We start from the raw sequence: 17,442 nt of genomic DNA, 5'->3' as shown, positions 1-17,442 counted from the left end.
AAGGAGAATACAGTTGCAATCACTACAATTTTATAAGGTTTTCATAATTCTTGCCATAGCCTATAGCTTATTTTATTTTACATTTCAAAATGCCTCAACATTTTGGTACTTTTATTCGTTTACCATTCTATTTTTGATGGGTGTTTCACTACTATACGCTAAAATTGAAGATGAAGTACAGACGCTTGAGTATCTTTTGTTAGGTGTTGGGTATGGAACACTTACTTATTTGTTTTTTGTAGCAAGCTATTGGCTACTAGATGTTTCTCCGTTCACATCCGTGAGTGAGATTCATCGATTTTTAGATCGCTATGGACCCACGAACATCTGGCATTTCATCTTACTATTTTTTATTATCGCTCCAGCAGAAGAATTCTTTTGGAGAGGATTCGTCCAACAGTATTTAAAGAAGTACCTTCCTACGTTTTATGCTGTGCTTGCAGCAGCCTTTTTATTTGCCGGAGCACTAGTAGTGGGAGGCTTTATTTATGGTGCTATAGCAGGACTAGTTGTAGGTATACTCTGGGGGTTCCTCTACGAATGGAAGAAAAGTATGCCTTTATTAATTGTAACGCATAGTACAGCCCTCGTTTTATTGTTTCTCATATTACCAATTCAATGAAACATTTAATCAAAAGGCTCGTCTACTAAAGTAAAGGAGTGATGAAAATGAAGGGAATTAAGGTTTTCGCCATTACACTCGCACTTATTCTATTATTAGCTGCATGTGGAACTTCAGAGGAAACATCTTCTACTGAAACAGAACAAGAAACAGAAGAAGCAACATCTGGCTCTGAGGAAACTTCAACGGATTCTGAAGAAGGATCTACTGAAGAAGAGGAAGCAACGGAAGTTGAAGGTACGGAAGAAGTGACAATTGGTGAGCGAGTCAGTAGTGATAATCAACCATTCTCTATCGAAGTAATGGAAGGGTACACATTGACTGCTGAAGAGCCGAATCGTGATGTACTATTCTTTGATGAGAATGATTCCGTGTTTATGCGGATTGAAACATTTGCGAAAGAAGAAGCTGACCGAACAGCACTTGTTGACACACTAAAGCAAACTGTCCAAGCTTCCGATAGTACTGCCACTTTAATGGAGATTTCTACTCCTGCGAAGCTCCCAAATGTCGATATGCCTATTGGATATGAAATAGCGGTAGAAAATGGGAAGGTGACGGGTTATGTGTTTGAGACAGAAGCACATATGGTTCGTGTTATCATTTATGATGTAAGTGATGTTATGAAGACCGGTGATTATCTCGAAATGCTCTCAACACTTCAATCAAACTAAAAGAAAAGCACCCTCCGGTTTAAAACCGGTTGGGTGCATTTTATTCTGAAAGATTTTTTATGGAAAGTCCTAGCTTTCTCAATAATGTTGTTAATGTTTGCTTTTCTTCAGAGGTTAAAACATTTAGCAACTCAACAAGTTGAATCTCGTGTTTAGGGAATAGCTCTTCCATAAAGGCTCTTCCTTGTGGTGAAATTTCAGCGTATGTTACACGACGATCTTCCTCACTCGCAATTCGATTAATGAGTCCTCTACGCTCCAACTTATCCACTACATACGTAATCGATCCACTCGCTAACAATATCTCACTTCCAATTTTTTGTAATGCTTGTCTCCCCTTGTGATACAGCAGCTCCAACACTGCAAATTCTGTTGGATTCAGACCATTATCTTGAAAAAATTGATTTGTAGATTCATGAAGTACTTTGTGAGATCTAGAAAGTACAATAAATAACTTGAGAGCTTCTAAACGCTCATTTTCAGATACCATAATTTGTCCCACCCATCTCCATTTACGCTGAGTACAATTATAGAGGGTAAGGAATAAGATGTCAAAATCAGTTCTTTACTACACTAGGAAAATAGAAATAAAAACTTGCGCCTCCAGCTAAGTTGTTGGCTACTTCGATTCTCCCCTTCATTTCTTCCATTACGCGTGCAGCATGGGCAAGCCCCAAACCTGTACCACTCTTCTTAGTCGTGAAGAATGGATGGAAGTATTGCTGTAAGTTCTCTAAATCTATCCCAGTTCCCTGGGTCATGAATACTTATCTCTGCGTCTGAATGCGCATAGTATTATTTTCCTATATTGTCGACAGGGTCTGCCTGATAGAATAATAAGGATGAAAGGAAGATTCCATGAACATATTATTAACGACATTAAATGCAAAATATATTCATACAAACTTAGCCATTCGACACCTTAAGGCTTATTCTGAAGATGAGTTTTCGATTCAGTTAAAAGAATTTACTATCAAGGACCCTACACTCGCTATTGTAAGTGAGATTCATCAATACAAGCCTGATGTTCTCGGATTTAGTTGCTATATTTGGAATATCGAAGAAACGCTAAAAGTTGTGGCTATGTATAAGTTGATTTCTCCGCAGACTACAATCATATTGGGTGGTCCTGAAGTCTCCTATGACACAAATCATTGGCTAAAAAATCATCCTGAAGTAGATTACATTGTAGTTGGAGAAGGAGAAGAGACATTTAAACAATTTCTCCAGTATCAGTCGGGTACTCGCGAACTTGAAGAAGTTGCAGGCATTGCCTATATGGTGGATGGCAGATTTAAGATGCACGCTCTACCTGCTAAATTAGATCTTCGTACTTCCCCATCTCCTTACCGTGACCCAGCCGATATTGCAGAGTTAGGCAAACGTGTGACTTATATCGAGACTAGCCGTGGATGTCCATTTTCATGTCAATTCTGCCTATCATCCATTGAAGTAGGCGTTCGTTACTTTGCACGTGAGCATGTCAAAGAGGATATCCGCTACTTGATGAAAAATGGCGCTAAAGTAATTAAATTTGTCGACCGGACTTTTAACATCTCTCGAAGCTATGCTATGGAGATGTTCGAGTTCCTCATTACAGAACATCAACCAGGTGTAGTGTTCCAGTTTGAGATTACAGCAGACATTATGCGTCCCGAAGTAATTCAATATTTGAATGATCATGCACCTAAGGGTTTATTCCGTTTTGAAATCGGCGTGCAATCAACAAATGATCACACGAATGATTTGGTGAAACGTCGTCAAAATTTCGAAAAGTTAACGCGTACTGTAACGATGGTTCGAGATGGTGGCAAAATTGATCAACACCTTGATTTAATCGCTGGTCTGCCGGAAGAAGACTACAATTCTTTCCGTAAAACGTTTAATGATGTGTTTGCACTTCGTCCAGAAGAATTACAATTAGGGTTTCTGAAATTATTGCGAGGAACCGGATTACGAATTGATGCTGAAAAATATGGCTATCAGTATGTAGATCAGGCGCCTTACGAAATTGTAGGGAATTCTGTATTATCCTTTGATGAAATTATAAAAATTAAACAAGTAGAAGATATTTTAGAAAAGTATTGGAATAGTCAAAAGTTCCAGCGAACAATCGAGTATCTTGTAACGCATAGTTTTGAATCTCCATTTGATTTCTTCCAAAAATTTGGCGGATATTGGGAAGGTCATAATTGGTCTAGAATTGGTCATCAGTTCGATGACTTGTTTACTCGGTTGCAAAGCTTTCTACTATCAGAAAATCTATGGGACGATGCGATTTTGTCTGAAATGAAATTCGACTATCTCGCCCATCAAAAGTTTATTCCTCGCAGTGTTTGGTGGAACGAGACAATCAATCAGCAACAACGTTCAGAATTGTTACATGAGGTTTTACGAAGTCGGGAAAACTATGATTACCTCCTCACCAATCAGATATTCGAGCGTGAACTTTTCAAAAAAGCGTTTGTTACAGAAATGATGACAAATGATGGGATAGCTCCAATTCTATACTTTTTTGATACACCACATGTACATTTTGAAGCCCGAACAGAAAAAAAACCAGTTTCCTAAAAAGGAATCTGGTTTTTTATTAGCCAATAATTACGCGCTCTTTTGGATAATGGAATTTGGTTGAATTCGATTTACCTCCTAGAGTGAAAAGGAACGAGATAATGCCGACTCGCCCTATAAACATTAGCAACATGATTGTCACTTTTCCTACGGTCGATAACTCATCGGTAACCCCGAGTGACATTCCACACGTTCCAAACGCACTTGTAATTTCAAAGATCAGCGCGGGTATTGGAATAGTTGGTTCTGTAATTGTTAAAAGAATTGTAGCAAAAATCACCATCATTGCCGCAAGCAATATCACTGCATAGGATCGGAAAACATCAATTAAATGAATTTCTCGACCAAAGATTTGAATTTGGTTCTTCCCTCGTGAAAAGTTAATTAAAAAAAGTAAGGCAATCGCAAATGTTGTTGTTCGTATTCCTCCACCCACAGAGCTAGGAGAAGCTCCGATAAACATTAAGAAAGACATAAAAAAGTTTGTTCCTTGATTGAATAATTCCACATTCATCGTTGTGAGTCCACCTGAACGCGCAGAAACAGAATGAAAGAGTGCACCAAAAACTGCATCATGCCAACTTAAATAGCGGAATGTATTAAAATATTCGATGATAAAAATTCCGATGGCTCCGATTATCAACAATGCACCATATGTAACTGTAGTGATTTTAGTAAAAAGAGAAAAGCGGAACGTCTTATTTTTATTTGATAAAAACTCTTTTACTTCGATTAAAACAGGGAAACCAATGGCGCCTAAAATAATCAAGAGCATATGGATAGTTTGCACAAAGTAATCACTGCGAAAGGCTTGAAGTGAATCTCCATTTATATCAAATCCACCGTTTGTAGTTGCTGAAATAGTAGAAAACACACCATTTAATATGGCAAAACGTGTATCGTCATAAAATTGCATAAAATAAAGCGATAGAATAATAGCTCCAACCAATTGAATGAGAAGAAGAATTTTCACAATTTCTCGAATCAACTTGACGACTCCAGCTAATGTTGGTTGGTTATGGTCAATCATAATTAACTGTCGTTCACGTAATCCGATTTTTTTTCCTGCAAGCAACCAGATAAACGTACCGATTGACATAATACCAATACCACCAAGCTGAAGAATCATCATAATAATGACGTAACCAAATGAAGTGAAAGTATCTGCAATATTTACTGGTGAAAGGCCTGTCACGCTGACTGCGCTAACTGCTACAAATACTTTGTCAATAAACGATAAACTTGCGTCTACTTCTTTTACTCCCGGTAAAGAGAGCAGTCCTACAGAAATCGCAATCGCTATAAAGTAATAGGAAACAATGATTTGTGCAGGAGTAAAACTTTTAGTAGATGGAATAGGTACTTGTTTCATGCTTATGTCTCCTTTCTCCTAGTATAGAAAACTGATGAAAAAAAAGATAGGAATTCTCCTATTTTTTTCTTTTACGCTTCTACTTTTCGGTTTTGTCGAACACCAAGCAAATAACCACCAACTGCAATCACTACTAGTACAGACCAGAAGATAAGTTTCCATTCTGTCGAGTGTGGGAAGTGCTCATCAAGAATTTGAATATCCGGATGTGACAGTGTAAGAACCAATAGTTTCACTCCTACCCAGCCGACAATCAAGAAAGCAGCAGTTTCAAGGGAAGGAAACTTTGCAAGTAGCTGAACAAACTTATGTGCAGCAAAACGCATAATAATTAATCCGACTATCCCACCGAAGAACATAACAGCAAATTGGCCACCGTTGATCCCACCAATTACACTATTGCCGACTTCAGGAAGTGTAACAGCAATCGCTACAGCTGCCAGCATCGAATCGATTGCAAAAGCGATATCGGCCAGTTCTACTTTTAATACAGTCATCCAGAATCCTGAGCCTTTTGTTTCAAGTTTATGCGTGTCCGCTAATTCTTCCTTGTGCCTTCTTTGATCCCATATATGTTTTATGGAAATGAAAAGTAAATAAGCTGCTCCAAGTGCTTGCACCTGCCAGATATTCACTAAGAATGTGATTAGGAATAATGCAGCGAATCGGAAGATAAAAGCTCCCATTAATCCATAAAACAAAGCTTTCTTTTGTTGCTCTCGTGGTAAATGCTTTACCATTACGGCCATCACGACTGCGTTATCAGCAGCTAAAAGACCTTCTAACAAGATTAGTACAAGAAGTACCCATCCATATTCTAATAGTATTTCCATCTCGCTCAGTCCTTATTTTTTGAAACAAAAAAGACCTATGCCTAATAAAAGGCAAAGGTCTTGCTAAGCAGATGTAATCTACCATTCATAACCAATGGCACAAGCCACGAGATGACGACTATGAATTAGGGTCTCCCCTAAAGCTACTCCCCTTTGACAAAGAGTCAAGGTCTATTTTGTTATGGGAATAGTATAGCATATCCACTTTTTTTGTAAACAAAAATTATACAGGATGGTTAGACTTTCTTCTCGTCTCGGTATCTAAGAAACTATAGATGATTGGGACGATATAAAGTGTAAAGAATGTGCTCGATGCGAGACCTCCGATTACAGCTATTGCCATCGGTTGGTTAATCTCCGTTCCTTCGCCAATACCCAGAGCTAATGGTACAAGACCGAGAATTGTTGTTAATGCGGTCATCAATATTGGACGAATACGATCTTTAGAACTTGAGACAATTGCTTCATAAGAAGGAATGCCTTGCGCTTTTCTTGAGTTAATCGTGTCTACTAATACAATTCCATTATTTACAACTATTCCGACGAGTATTAACACACCAATTACTGCCGGAATGCTAAGTGGTGTTGATGTAACAAATAATCCTATCCCAATACCTATAATGATTAATGGAACAGTAAATAATATGACAAATGGATACTTAAACGATTCGAATTGAGCTGCCATAACCAAGTACACTAAAACAACTGCCAAAATAATCGCCATTATCATGTCTGCCGCTGCATCTTCCAACAACTCACGATCTCCACCAAACGTGACTTCGACAGACTCAGGTAGTTCTGCGTCTGCAATAATTTGATCTACACGTGCAGACATATCGCCTAATGTTTGACTAGATGCATACGTTAAATTGACAGTTACAGCGCGTTGTTGATCGACTTGACGAATTGAAACAGGTGAAGACACAGTTGAAATATCTGCTAGTTCATCAAGTGCTACGAATCCACCAGATGGCGCACGCAAATTAAAGTTTGCAAGTTCTCCTGCTGACTCGTACGTATTGTCTGGATACTGAGCAAAGACACTAAACACATCATCTTGCTCGGTGACAATTTGCGTGGCAAATACACCACGAGTTGCATCTGTAACGGTCTGTGCAACTTGCGCAGGTACAAATCCATAATCGAGAGCTTGGTCTCGATCAATTGAAATTACTACTTCATCTACAGTTTCAGATAAATCACTTGAAACTTCCGTCACAAATTCATCCTCTCGGATGTCAGACTCTACTTGTGCTACGGCTGCTTCTAAAGCTTGATTATCCGACGAAGTCATTGTAAACGTTAATGAGTTCGGTGTTGATCCTGCTGCTGTCTGAAGTGCAAATTCTACTTCAGCACGCTCTCCTATTTGTTCCTCTACAACCGGTTGCACTTCATCAACAAAAGCAAAGACAGAGCGATCTCTCTGATCAAGTTCTGTTAATTTCACATAAATCTCGGCTTCATTTTGTGAGCCTGATCCTTGAGATTGACCTTGTTGCGTGCTGCCGATTAAAGAAGTATAGACTTCTACATCCTCTTGCTGTTTAAATAATTCTTCTATCTCAGTGACAACCTCTTCCGTAGCATCCACAGAAGCTCCGTTCGGAAGTTCTACTTGGACGGTCACAAATCCTTCATCTGTAGCAGGTAAGAACTCTGTTCCTACACGGAATAAGCCAAATACAGAGAGAGCAATTAGAATTGTCGTAACTCCTACTAACACAAAACGATTTCGTAGTGCCCATTTAATTGATTTTTCATAATTATTGTATGTGCGCGAGCGTCTTCTTTTTGCTTCTATATTACCTTTAGGTTTTTTCAATAGAAGACTTGCCGCCATTGGAATAATAGTTAATGCGACTACTAAAGATGCAAATAAACTAAAGGATATCGTTAAAGCAAACTCTGTAAACAACTGGCCAATTAGTCCAGACAAGAAAATCACTGGTACGAATACTGCAATAGTTGTTAAAGTAGACGCTGTAATCGCTCCAGCCATCTCCTTTGTACCTTCAAGTGCTGCTTCTTTTCTATCTTTTCCTAGACCCATATGGCGTTCGATATTTTCAATAACGACAATAGAGTTATCCACAAGCATTCCAATTCCTAGTGCGAGTGCTCCGAGTGTCATGATATTCAAAGAGAAGCCGGTAAAGTACATCAATACAAACGTTACGACGACAGAGTACGGAATAGCAGCACCTACTATGATAGGACTCCGTATACCTCTTAAGAAGGCAAACAATACTAACATCGCAAAGACTGCACCAAATAGGAGAGACTGACCGATATTATTAATCGCTAATTTTACATAATCTCCTTGATCAAAAAGTATATTGGCTTGAACATTTTCATACTCTGGTTGACTCAATAGATCATCTAAATTTTCTTGGAAGTTCGTTGAAACACTCGCTGTATTCGCACTGGATTCTTGGAAGACCGATACTAAAATCGCTGGCTCGTCATTCGCTCGAGTGATTGTTGATTGATTTCGCTCACCAATTCGGACGTCCGCTACATCATCGACTGTAATTGATTCACCATCTAGTGGATTCACAGTAATCGCTAGAGCAGCCACATCTTCAGCAGAAGTCACACTTGAAACAACGCGTGTCGTTAAACTTTGGTTATCTTCTGTTTGAATGGGTTCCCCTGGTAACGAGACATTGGATACTTGAATCGCTTGTACAACGTCTTGCAAAGTCAGCCCTTGTTCTTCTAATAGAGCAGGATCTGTATCAATTAAGATATCTTCCACTACAGTCCCTGAAATACTTACACTTGCAACTCCTTCCGTTCGTAAAAGTTGCTGTTCGATTTCATCTGCAAGGTCTGCAATATTTTCTTCTCCTGTCGAATTGATGGCAAGTTGAATGACAGGAAATTGTGCTGGATCAAACTTTAAAAAACGTGGTTGCTGTGCACCTTCAGGTAAAGGGACTAAATCAATCCGTTGTAATATATCGAGTTGCACATCGTCAATATTTGTAGACCAGTCAAACTGAAGCAGGATAAAGTTTGCACCTTCTTGTGAGGTGCTACTTACCGTTTCAATACCTGGAAGCGTACTGAATTGGGATTCAAGCGGTCTTGTTAATTTTTCATTCACCTCAATAGGTGAAGCACCTGAATAATTTGTAACGACTACACCGATTGGTGGATTAAGGTTTGGGATTAACGTGACGGGTATGCGTGTTAAAGACACACCTCCCAGTATGAGAATGACCAGCATCGTTACCAATGTAAAGACTGGTCTTCGAATTGAAAATTTACTAAGGTTCATAAAACGGACTCCTTCCAAGTGCATTACTTTAATCATAGATTTATTACGGGAAGATTACAAATTGGAGTACTTGAAAGAGAAAAAAAAACGAACAACTTCGTCAAAAGTTGTTCGCATTTCTTATAATAAGTTGTATAACTTTAAATGTTCGTATTTATCTTGGAACCAGCGCATAGCAAAATCATTTTCAAACAAGAATACGTAACGGTCAAAACGATCGCGCACTAACATACTCCGCGGACCTGTCATTGACTCTTTTACTTCTTCTTCATTTTCAATCCACCGGGCTACTTTTGAACCAATTGGTTCCATCCGCACTTCAACATTGTATTCATTCTTCATGCGATGCTCAAATACCTCGAACTGTAGTTGGCCTACCGCTCCAAGAATTACATCTTCCGTATGCAACGTTTTGTAGTACTGGATAGCCCCTTCTTGTACTAACTGAAGAATCCCTTTATGGAAGTGTTTAGATTTCATTACGTTTTTAGCTGTGACTTTCATAAAGAGCTCAGGTGTGAACTGTGGAAGCTTCTCAAATTCAAAAGCTTTCTTCCCACCGACTACGGTGTCCCCAATCTGGTAGTTCCCCACATCATACAAACCGATGATGTCTCCAGCAACTGCTGAATCCACCGTTTCACGGTCATCTGCCAAAAACTGAGTAGACGATGAAACTTTAAAAGATTTTCCAGTTCGAGCTAATGTCACGTTCATGCCACGCGTGAATTCTCCAGATACGATTCGTACGAACGCAATTCGGTCACGGTGTGCAGGATTCATATTGGCTTGAATTTTAAACACAAAACCAGCAAAATCAGTTGAGTCTGGCTCAACAACTTCTCCATCATTTGTTAAACGCGCTTGTGGTTTTGGTGCAAAATCTAGATAGGTCTCTAAAAATGTCTGAACACCAAAGTTTGTTAAAGCACTTCCGAAGAATACCGGTGTAAGTTCTCCTCTTCTAACGCGCTCTTCATCGAAGTCATTTCCGGCCTCAGCTAAAAGCTGAATATCTTCCATTGCTTGCTTATAATAAGAAGTTTCTTTCATTGGATGAGCATTTACGAGCTCTCCCTCTTGATCTACTTCTAAAAAGCGGTCTTGTTCATCCGTTCTGAACTGTTCAATTCGATTGTTGTAGCGGTCGTAAATTCCTAAGAATTCTTTCCCCATCCCGATTGGCCAATTCATTGCATATGAATCAATTTCTAGGACTTCTTCGATTTCCTCCATTAACTCTAATGGTTCTTTTCCCTGTCGATCGAGCTTATTGATAAATGTAAAGATTGGAATTCCACGCATACGACACACTTTAAATAGTTTTAGTGTCTGTGCCTCGATTCCTTTTGCGGCGTCGACAATCATCACTGCGCTATCGACAGCCATCAACGTGCGGTACGTATCTTCCGAGAAATCTTGGTGACCCGGTGTATCCAGTATGTTAATTCGGTTCGAGCGGTAATCGAACTGCATCACGGATGAAGTAACAGAAATCCCACGTTGCTTTTCAATTTCCATCCAGTCGGATGTCGCAAACTTTCCAGTCTTCTTTCCTTTGACTGTACCCGCGTCACGAATCGCTCCACCAAAATAAAGTAGTTTTTCAGTCATCGTCGTTTTTCCAGCATCCGGGTGAGAGATGATGGCAAATGTCCGTCTTCTTTGTATTTCTTCTTTTGTATTCATTGTATATTCTCCTTCATTTTTGCCTATCTAATCATACGTATTTTTGCCGTATATAGCAAGTTACACTAATGGTGAGAGACAATACTTTTCTAGGAGTTGATACGTTGCTGTGATAGATTTTTCATGAGTTCGTTCATACGCATGTGAAGATTCAATACCTGCACCACACAATGCATGCTTCACGTCCACACCTGCAGACACAGCAGCAGAGGCATCAGAAGCATAATAAGGATAGATATCTACTTTATAAGGTATGTCGTTTTCTTTTGCCAAATTAATGAGGTGAGAAGTGAATTCGTAATGATAGGGACCAGAGCCGTCTTTTGCACAGATCGAGACCGTATACTCATCTGAAGATTGACCATCTCCAAGTGCCCCCATGTCTACAGCAAGATATTCCTGTACTTTAGCAGGGATTGACGAGTTACCGCCGTAGCCGATTTCCTCATTTGTAGATATATAAAAATAGGTATCGACCGGTAGCTTTTTGCCTTGTAACGTTTCAGCTAATGTGAGGAGTAATGCAACACTCACTTTATCGTCTAGATGACGTGATTTAATGAATCCAGAGGCTGTCTTCGTGAAGCGTGGTGCAAAACTGACGAAATCGCCTACAGCTATTCCAAGATTTTCAGTATCTTGACGAGAAGTCACGACTTCATCCAGACGCACTTCTATAGTGTCATCCGAACGTTCGGTTTGACCCGATTTTGTATAAACATGAACGGATGATTGATGCATTAAAATCGTTCCAGAATATTCTTTACCGTCCCGAGTATGAATGGTACATGTTTCGTTTTCAACAGAGTTCCATATAAAGCCACCCACCTTAGTGAGTTTCAAACGTCCATCAGACTTCACTTCTTTCACCATCGCCCCTAAAGTATCTACATGAGCCGTAAGTAGACGCGCCTGTGTTGTATTTTCTCCAGGAAGTTTGATTAATAAGGATCCTTTATTTGTATGTTCAATTTCATAGTCTAATTCCTTCAAATAGGTAGTAACCCATCCCATGATTTTATTTGTATAACCCGTTGGACTTGGAATTGTAACTAATTCTTCAAGTAATACATATACTTTTTTCATGACGTACCCTCCATTCGTTGCTTCTCCAATCATACCAGAACGTATAGTCAACCGATATAATTCCTGCTACACTTCTTGTAGCATCATTCTACTACTCTGAAAGGAGGCTACTATGGATAAACAGCGTCAACTACAGCTTCGCATTCGCTATTTTGCGAGTCTAATTTGTATATTTGTTATCATTCATACGATATTTGCACTTTTTCATTCTCAAATACATTCCATTTATTTTTATATTTATTCTATTATTTACGTTTGTTTTTTAGTCGCACTGATTCGATTAAAGAAATTACCCAACTGGGCCCCGTATTTGTTTATTTTGACACTGAATTGTTACATCATGCTCGAGTATACAACTGAAATGACATATTCTTATGTGATTTTTCTAGCGTATCCGATATTCATCGCGACATTTTTTCAAGTCTTCCCTGTCATTTTCCTTGTTATCGCGGTTACATATGTAGAACTATTTTTTATCTTTACTCAGCTTTCAAGCAATTTCTCCAATCAACTGTCACGGCATGATGTTGAACTGGTATTGTTCTTTTTCTTCATGTTGTTGAGTACAACGATCCTCTATATGTGGGTCGAGAGAAAGATTCTTCAGTCTATCAATTCTCAAAACAGTTTGATGAAAAATCAGCTATTGAGTCAAGATGGCTATTTACGATTATTTTTTGATACTGCAAAAGACGGCATTGCCGTGTTCGACCTTTCAAACCGTTTAATCGACTTGAACCCTGCTTTCGAAGAATTGTATGGCTACTCAAGAGAAGAACTTCTCGGTCGCGAAATCTTTTTTGTGTCACAAGAATCTGAGGCTGCCGCTAGAGAACGGACTGAAAAGATTCGTCAAGGAAATGTCTTTCATTTTGAAACAACAGATATGAGAAAAGATGGCAAAATGATTGACGTCCTGCTCACACTGTCTCCAATTCATGATAAACGCGGCAAAATCATTGCAATGTCTGTAATTTCCAGAGACATTAGTTTTAAAAAAGAGACTGAAAAATTGAAATTGCAAACAGAAAAACTGCAATTAGCTGGTGAAATTGCGGCGGGTGTTGCCCATGAAATTCGGAACCCGATGACAGTTATATCTGGCTTCATTCAAATGATGAATTCAGATAAAAACTCACCCAGTTACCGCTATACGAAATTGATTGAAAGTGAAATCAAGCGGATCGAATACATCGTGAGTGAATTTTTACAACTCTCTAAACCCTCTCCTTCGTTAAATGAACGATTCTTTTTAAGATCTGTATTAAACGATGTAGTAAGTTTATTTGGACCAAACTTAGATTCTTCATCAATCAAACTCCACCATAAGTGGAACGCGCATCACATGTGGTTACGGGGAGATGAATCCCATGTTAAACAAGTATTTATAAATATTATTAAAAATGCTATTGAATCTATTGAAAGTTCTGGTGAGATTCATATTTATAGCTATTCAAAGAATCATGAAGATTATATCGTCGTGATTCGAGATACGGGCACAGGAATGACGGAGGAAGTTTTAGAAAATCTCTACAATCCGTTTTATACGACTAAGGCGGAAGGAACGGGCCTTGGCATGTTAATCAGTGAAAAGATCATGGCAGATGTAAACGGGAAAATTGAAGTGGATTCTGTATTAGGAAAAGGAACGACCTTCTTCCTACACTTCAAAAAAGTATCCCCTCCTGAAAATGAAGAAAGCTAGTCCGAATGAATTTCGGACTAGCTTTTTGTTATTTCAAAACTGAGCGCACTAATTTAACTTTCGATCTGTATGGTGGATACAACAAATTCATAGGAAGTTTCGTGCTCTTTTTGAAAATAGACTTTTGATGTGTAAATTGATCAAAGCTTGCTTTTCCGTGATACGCACCCATTCCAGATGTGCCTACTCCTCCAAATGGAAGACTGACGCTCCCTACATGGGAAATCGTATCGTTGATACAGCCTCCACCAAACGGGAATGCTTCGACAAAATAATCTTGAGCCCGCTCATGCTCACTAAAGAAGTAAGCAGCAAGAGGTTTAGGTAGTTTGCGAATGTCGTAGATGGCTCTGCTTAAATCTGAATACGTCAAAATTGGCAGTAATGGACCAAACAACTCATCTTCCATCAACGCGTGTTCAAAACTGTCCACTTCAAACAATGAAGGCTCGATATAAAGATCTTCTCGATCTGTAGCTCCTCCATGAATCAAATCTTCACGAGATTTTTCTAGTAATGCTTCTAAACGATCAAACTGTTTTGTATTGACGATCCGACTGAAGTCTTGACTAGTTTGTACATTGTCTCCATAGAAAGTGGCAATCGTCTCTTTCACTTTTTGAATGAACGCCTCTTTCACATTCTCATGAATGACCAGATAATCCGGTGCCACACAGGTCTGACCTGAATTCATGAACTTACCCCACACTATGCGCTTAGCTGCAACATCAAGATTAGCAGTATGGTCTACAATTGCAGGTGATTTTCCACCTAGCTCAAGAACTACAGGCGTCAATCTCTCAGCTGCTGCTTTCATAACCACTTTTCCTACTTGCACACTTCCCGTGAAAAAGATTAAATCAAAGGGAGCATGAATCAAAACGGAAGTTTCCTCTTTTTCACCTTCAACTACACGAATATAATCCGGTGAAAACGTGTCTTCTATTAATAGTTTAACCACTTCTGCAACATGAGGAGTGGCTTCGGAAGGCTTCACAATCGCAGTGTTCCCCCCAACAATAGCACCAATCAAAGGCTCCATGACAAGTTGGAACGGATAGTTAAACGGGGCGATGATTAAGCAACTTCCATATGGTTCACGTACGGTATAACTTTTCGCAGGCTGTAACACTGTTGGTGTTTTAACCGCTTGAGGCTTTACCCATTCTGCTAAGTTTTTCTTCATATACGAAATAGATTCATATATAATACCGATTTCTGTTATGTATGCCTCAAACTCTCCCTTTCGTAAATCTTTATAGAGCGCTTCTACTATGGAAGATTCAAATTTCTTAATAGCACTTTTTAATAAATCAAGCTGTTCTAATCGAAATTCTACTGGTTTCGTCTCACCTTTGTATACTTTGAATTGCTGTTCTTTGATCCACTGGCTCACTTGTTGTTCTGTGAAATTCATCGTATTCCTCCCGTCTTGGTCTTATTTTTAGTATACGAGTAATTTTCATTGCATACAATGAATCAACATTCACTCCTAAGTCTTTGGACTTATTTTTAAGCATTCAGCGTTTAATTTGTAACTTTTAGGGGTAATTTTCAGACAACTACATATACCAATAACAAGATATAAAATAGATGTATGAATAGGAGGAAATACGATGAACGAAACGAGAAACTGGTGGGAAGAAGTATTTACAGGTCCTATTTCACTTGGACTAAATAAAGATCGCATGTTAGAACTTGAAGAAGAGCAATTTATCTACTTTTCGCAACTAGACGAATCAGATGATTTACAAAGACACTCCTAAGGGTGTCTTTTTGTTTTAATCGTATGGTATTCTTGAGCAGGTGATAACTATGAAACTAATTTGGAAATATGGCTTTTTGCTCTTAGTGACCCTATTTGTTAGTGGGTGCACATTTTTTGATGAGCCAGTCGAACAATCCTCAGCGGAACTGGTAGAGGTCGTCGATGGAGATACGATTCGCATTATATGGAATGGTAAAGAAGAAACGGTACGTTATTTGTTAGTGGATACCCCTGAAACCAATCATCCTCGATTGGGAAAACAGCCTTTTGGTGAAGAAGCAAAGTTGCTCAATGCGGAACTCTTAGAGGGAAAAGAGCTGACTATAGAGCTAGATATTGGGAATCAATACGATGATTATGGGCGGCTGCTCGCCTATGTGTATGCAGATGGCGAGCGCGTACAAGATGCCTTAATTGCTGCCGGACTAGCACGTGTAGCCTATGTCTACCCGCCAAGCACTCGACACTTAGATGCACTTGAAGCAGAGCAACAAGAAGCTAGAGAACAAGGCATTGGTATTTGGGAGTACGATTATTATGTAACGGATCGTGGTTTTGATGCAGCAAGTTATGACCAGCAAGGTTCAGAATGCATGATTAAAGGAAACATTAATCGTCAAGGTGAAAAAATCTATCATGTGCCTGATGGACGATTTTATTCACAGACGAATCCTGAAGAATGGTTTTGTTCTGAGCAAGAAGCCCGAGATGCTGGTTTCCGAAAATCTCAACAATAAACTAGCGGATTACATCCAAAAAAGGAGTTTCTCGAATTTTGAGAAACTCCTTTTATCTAGGTTTACTATAGAGTTGCGCTCTCCATATCTAAAAGTAAAGTTGAGAGGAATGAAGGGGTTGACTCCAGTGGGATTCCAGTCTGTCGTGAGATCCCGCAGGAGCCCGCGACGAGGAAGCTCTCGCAGCGCCCACGGAAAGCAGCCCCGTAGTGGAGCTCAACGTCTCACTTTACACTATTTCTGAACAGTCGGCTCCACATCTTAAAGTAAAGTTGAGTGGAATGGAGGGGTTGACTCCAGTGGGATTCCAGTCTGTCGTGAGATCCCGCAGGAGCCCGCGACGAGGAAGCTCTCGCAGCGCCCACGGAAAGCAGCCCCGTAGTGGAGCTCAACGTCTCACTTTGCACTATTTCTGAACAGTCGGCTCCACATCTAAATCTAAGTTGTAGCCCCATCAATTTTTGATTCTGGCGCTGTCTCTTCTGGTGTGATATCACGGAACGTCTCATTTTGTTCCTCAAGATCACGCGTTCTATGTGCAATTCGAGAAGCCGCGCTTGCTGCTACACCTGCTGCTAAATCGTCTAAAAATGTGTGAACTTGCTCCCCTGCTTTTGTATCAAGCTGAGAGATGATTCCAATTTTATTTTTATCCAAATGGCCGAAAGTCGTTACAGCGATACTTCCGTATGTGAAGACAGAACCTAGAGCAATCGTTTCATCTACTCCAAACAACCCTTCATCGCTTTCGACGATTGATTGTAGCGGTTCAGACAACATTTTCTTTTCCGCTAGTTCGTCCAATTCAATCCCTACTAAAATGGCATGTTGCATTTCACGCTTTTTTAAAACCGATTTGACCGATTCTTCGCAGTGTTCCATAGTAAATCCATCATTATATGGGAGTTGCATTTCATAGACGATTTTCGCAATATCCTCAATTGTCACGCCTCGACGATTTAATGCATCTTTCGTTGCTTGGTAGACCGTGTCGGAATGGACACGTGTGCGTTGTGAATTTGAATCCATAATTCTAACCTCCTAATTGTTCATCCATTATACTATTTTGTGAGGATTTGATACAATTTGAATACAACGT

15 protein-coding genes are annotated in these 17,442 nt (G+C 39.4%); 6 read left to right on the top strand and 9 right to left on the bottom strand.

What is annotated here, in order from left to right; genetic code table 11:
• Positions 1–13 precede the first annotated feature (13 nt).
• A complete protein-coding gene (locus JOD03_RS00755; protein ID WP_239584741.1) occupies positions 14–622 on the top strand; it encodes a CPBP family glutamic-type intramembrane protease in 609 nt (202 codons plus the stop codon).
• 47 nt (positions 623–669) lie between these two features.
• Positions 670–1,296, top strand: a complete 627-nt coding sequence (locus JOD03_RS00750) for a hypothetical protein (RefSeq protein WP_204588908.1) — start codon at positions 670–672, stop codon at positions 1,294–1,296.
• Positions 1,297–1,336: 40 nt separating this feature from the next.
• Here the strand turns inward: JOD03_RS00750 and JOD03_RS00745 are convergent, their stop codons facing one another.
• Together JOD03_RS00745 and JOD03_RS00740 are read right to left on the bottom strand one after the other, a co-directional pair.
• Positions 1,337–1,786 (bottom strand): MarR family winged helix-turn-helix transcriptional regulator, encoded by a 450-nt coding sequence (locus JOD03_RS00745; protein ID WP_204588907.1) that lies wholly within the window; start codon positions 1,784–1,786, stop codon positions 1,337–1,339.
• A 67-nt stretch (positions 1,787–1,853) separates the two neighbouring features.
• A complete protein-coding gene (locus JOD03_RS00740; RefSeq protein WP_204588906.1) occupies positions 1,854–2,057 on the bottom strand; it encodes an ATP-binding protein in 204 nt (67 codons plus the stop codon).
• Positions 2,058–2,154: 97 nt separating this feature from the next.
• On the opposite strand from JOD03_RS00740, the gene JOD03_RS00735 reads away from it, so the two are divergent.
• Entirely contained in the window at positions 2,155–3,867 is a 1,713-nt protein-coding gene (locus tag JOD03_RS00735) for a B12-binding domain-containing radical SAM protein (RefSeq protein ID WP_204588905.1), read from the top strand.
• 19 nt (positions 3,868–3,886) lie between these two features.
• Here the strand turns inward: JOD03_RS00735 and JOD03_RS00730 are convergent, their stop codons facing one another.
• From JOD03_RS00730 to JOD03_RS00710, 5 genes are all read right to left on the bottom strand, one after another.
• Positions 3,887–5,239 (bottom strand): TrkH family potassium uptake protein, encoded by a 1,353-nt coding sequence (locus JOD03_RS00730; protein WP_204588904.1) that lies wholly within the window; start codon positions 5,237–5,239, stop codon positions 3,887–3,889.
• Between the two features lie 71 nt (positions 5,240–5,310).
• The gene (locus tag JOD03_RS00725; RefSeq protein ID WP_204588903.1) at positions 5,311–6,072 is read right to left on the bottom strand and encodes a TerC family protein; all 762 of its coding nucleotides are present in this window, start codon (positions 6,070–6,072) and stop codon (positions 5,311–5,313) included.
• A 223-nt stretch (positions 6,073–6,295) separates the two neighbouring features.
• Positions 6,296–9,358, bottom strand: coding sequence for an efflux RND transporter permease subunit (locus JOD03_RS00720; RefSeq protein WP_204588902.1), 3,063 nt, complete (start codon positions 9,356–9,358; stop codon positions 6,296–6,298).
• Between the two features lie 120 nt (positions 9,359–9,478).
• On the bottom strand, positions 9,479–11,047 hold the full coding sequence (locus tag JOD03_RS00715) for a peptide chain release factor 3 (protein WP_204588901.1): 1,569 nt from the start codon (positions 11,045–11,047) through the stop codon (positions 9,479–9,481).
• A 60-nt stretch (positions 11,048–11,107) separates the two neighbouring features.
• Complete coding sequence (locus JOD03_RS00710; protein ID WP_204588900.1) at positions 11,108–12,133, bottom strand: M42 family metallopeptidase; 1,026 nt, start codon at positions 12,131–12,133, stop codon at positions 11,108–11,110.
• A gap of 112 nt (positions 12,134–12,245) precedes the next feature.
• On the opposite strand from JOD03_RS00710, the gene JOD03_RS00705 reads away from it, so the two are divergent.
• Positions 12,246–13,838 carry a PAS domain S-box protein gene (locus JOD03_RS00705; RefSeq protein WP_204588899.1) on the top strand — a complete coding sequence of 531 codons (1,593 nt, stop codon included), beginning with the start codon at positions 12,246–12,248 and terminating at the stop codon, positions 13,836–13,838.
• 28 nt (positions 13,839–13,866) lie between these two features.
• On the opposite strand, the gene JOD03_RS00700 is transcribed toward JOD03_RS00705, so the two are convergent.
• Positions 13,867–15,255 (bottom strand): aldehyde dehydrogenase, encoded by a 1,389-nt coding sequence (locus JOD03_RS00700; protein ID WP_204588898.1) that lies wholly within the window; start codon positions 15,253–15,255, stop codon positions 13,867–13,869.
• Positions 15,256–15,454: 199 nt separating this feature from the next.
• Between JOD03_RS00700 and JOD03_RS00695 the strand changes: the two genes are divergently transcribed.
• A complete protein-coding gene (locus JOD03_RS00695; protein ID WP_204588897.1) occupies positions 15,455–15,604 on the top strand; it encodes a hypothetical protein in 150 nt (49 codons plus the stop codon).
• Positions 15,605–15,653: 49 nt separating this feature from the next.
• Positions 15,654–16,343: a thermonuclease family protein gene (locus JOD03_RS00690; RefSeq protein ID WP_204588896.1), complete on the top strand. Its 690-nt coding sequence runs from the start codon at positions 15,654–15,656 to the stop codon at positions 16,341–16,343.
• A 438-nt stretch (positions 16,344–16,781) separates the two neighbouring features.
• Here JOD03_RS00690 and JOD03_RS00685 read toward each other — a convergent pair whose 3' ends face one another.
• Complete coding sequence (locus tag JOD03_RS00685) at positions 16,782–17,372, bottom strand: phosphatidylglycerophosphatase A family protein (RefSeq protein ID WP_204588895.1); 591 nt, start codon at positions 17,370–17,372, stop codon at positions 16,782–16,784.
• Positions 17,373–17,442 lie beyond the last annotated feature (70 nt).

It is taken from the genome of Chryseomicrobium aureum (assembly GCF_016909155.1).
In the GTDB taxonomy this organism is placed as follows: domain Bacteria; phylum Bacillota; class Bacilli; order Bacillales_A; family Planococcaceae; genus Chryseomicrobium; species Chryseomicrobium aureum.
The sequence above is the reverse complement of the archived record's forward strand: the minus strand, read 5'-3'. Positions and strand labels throughout refer to the sequence as shown.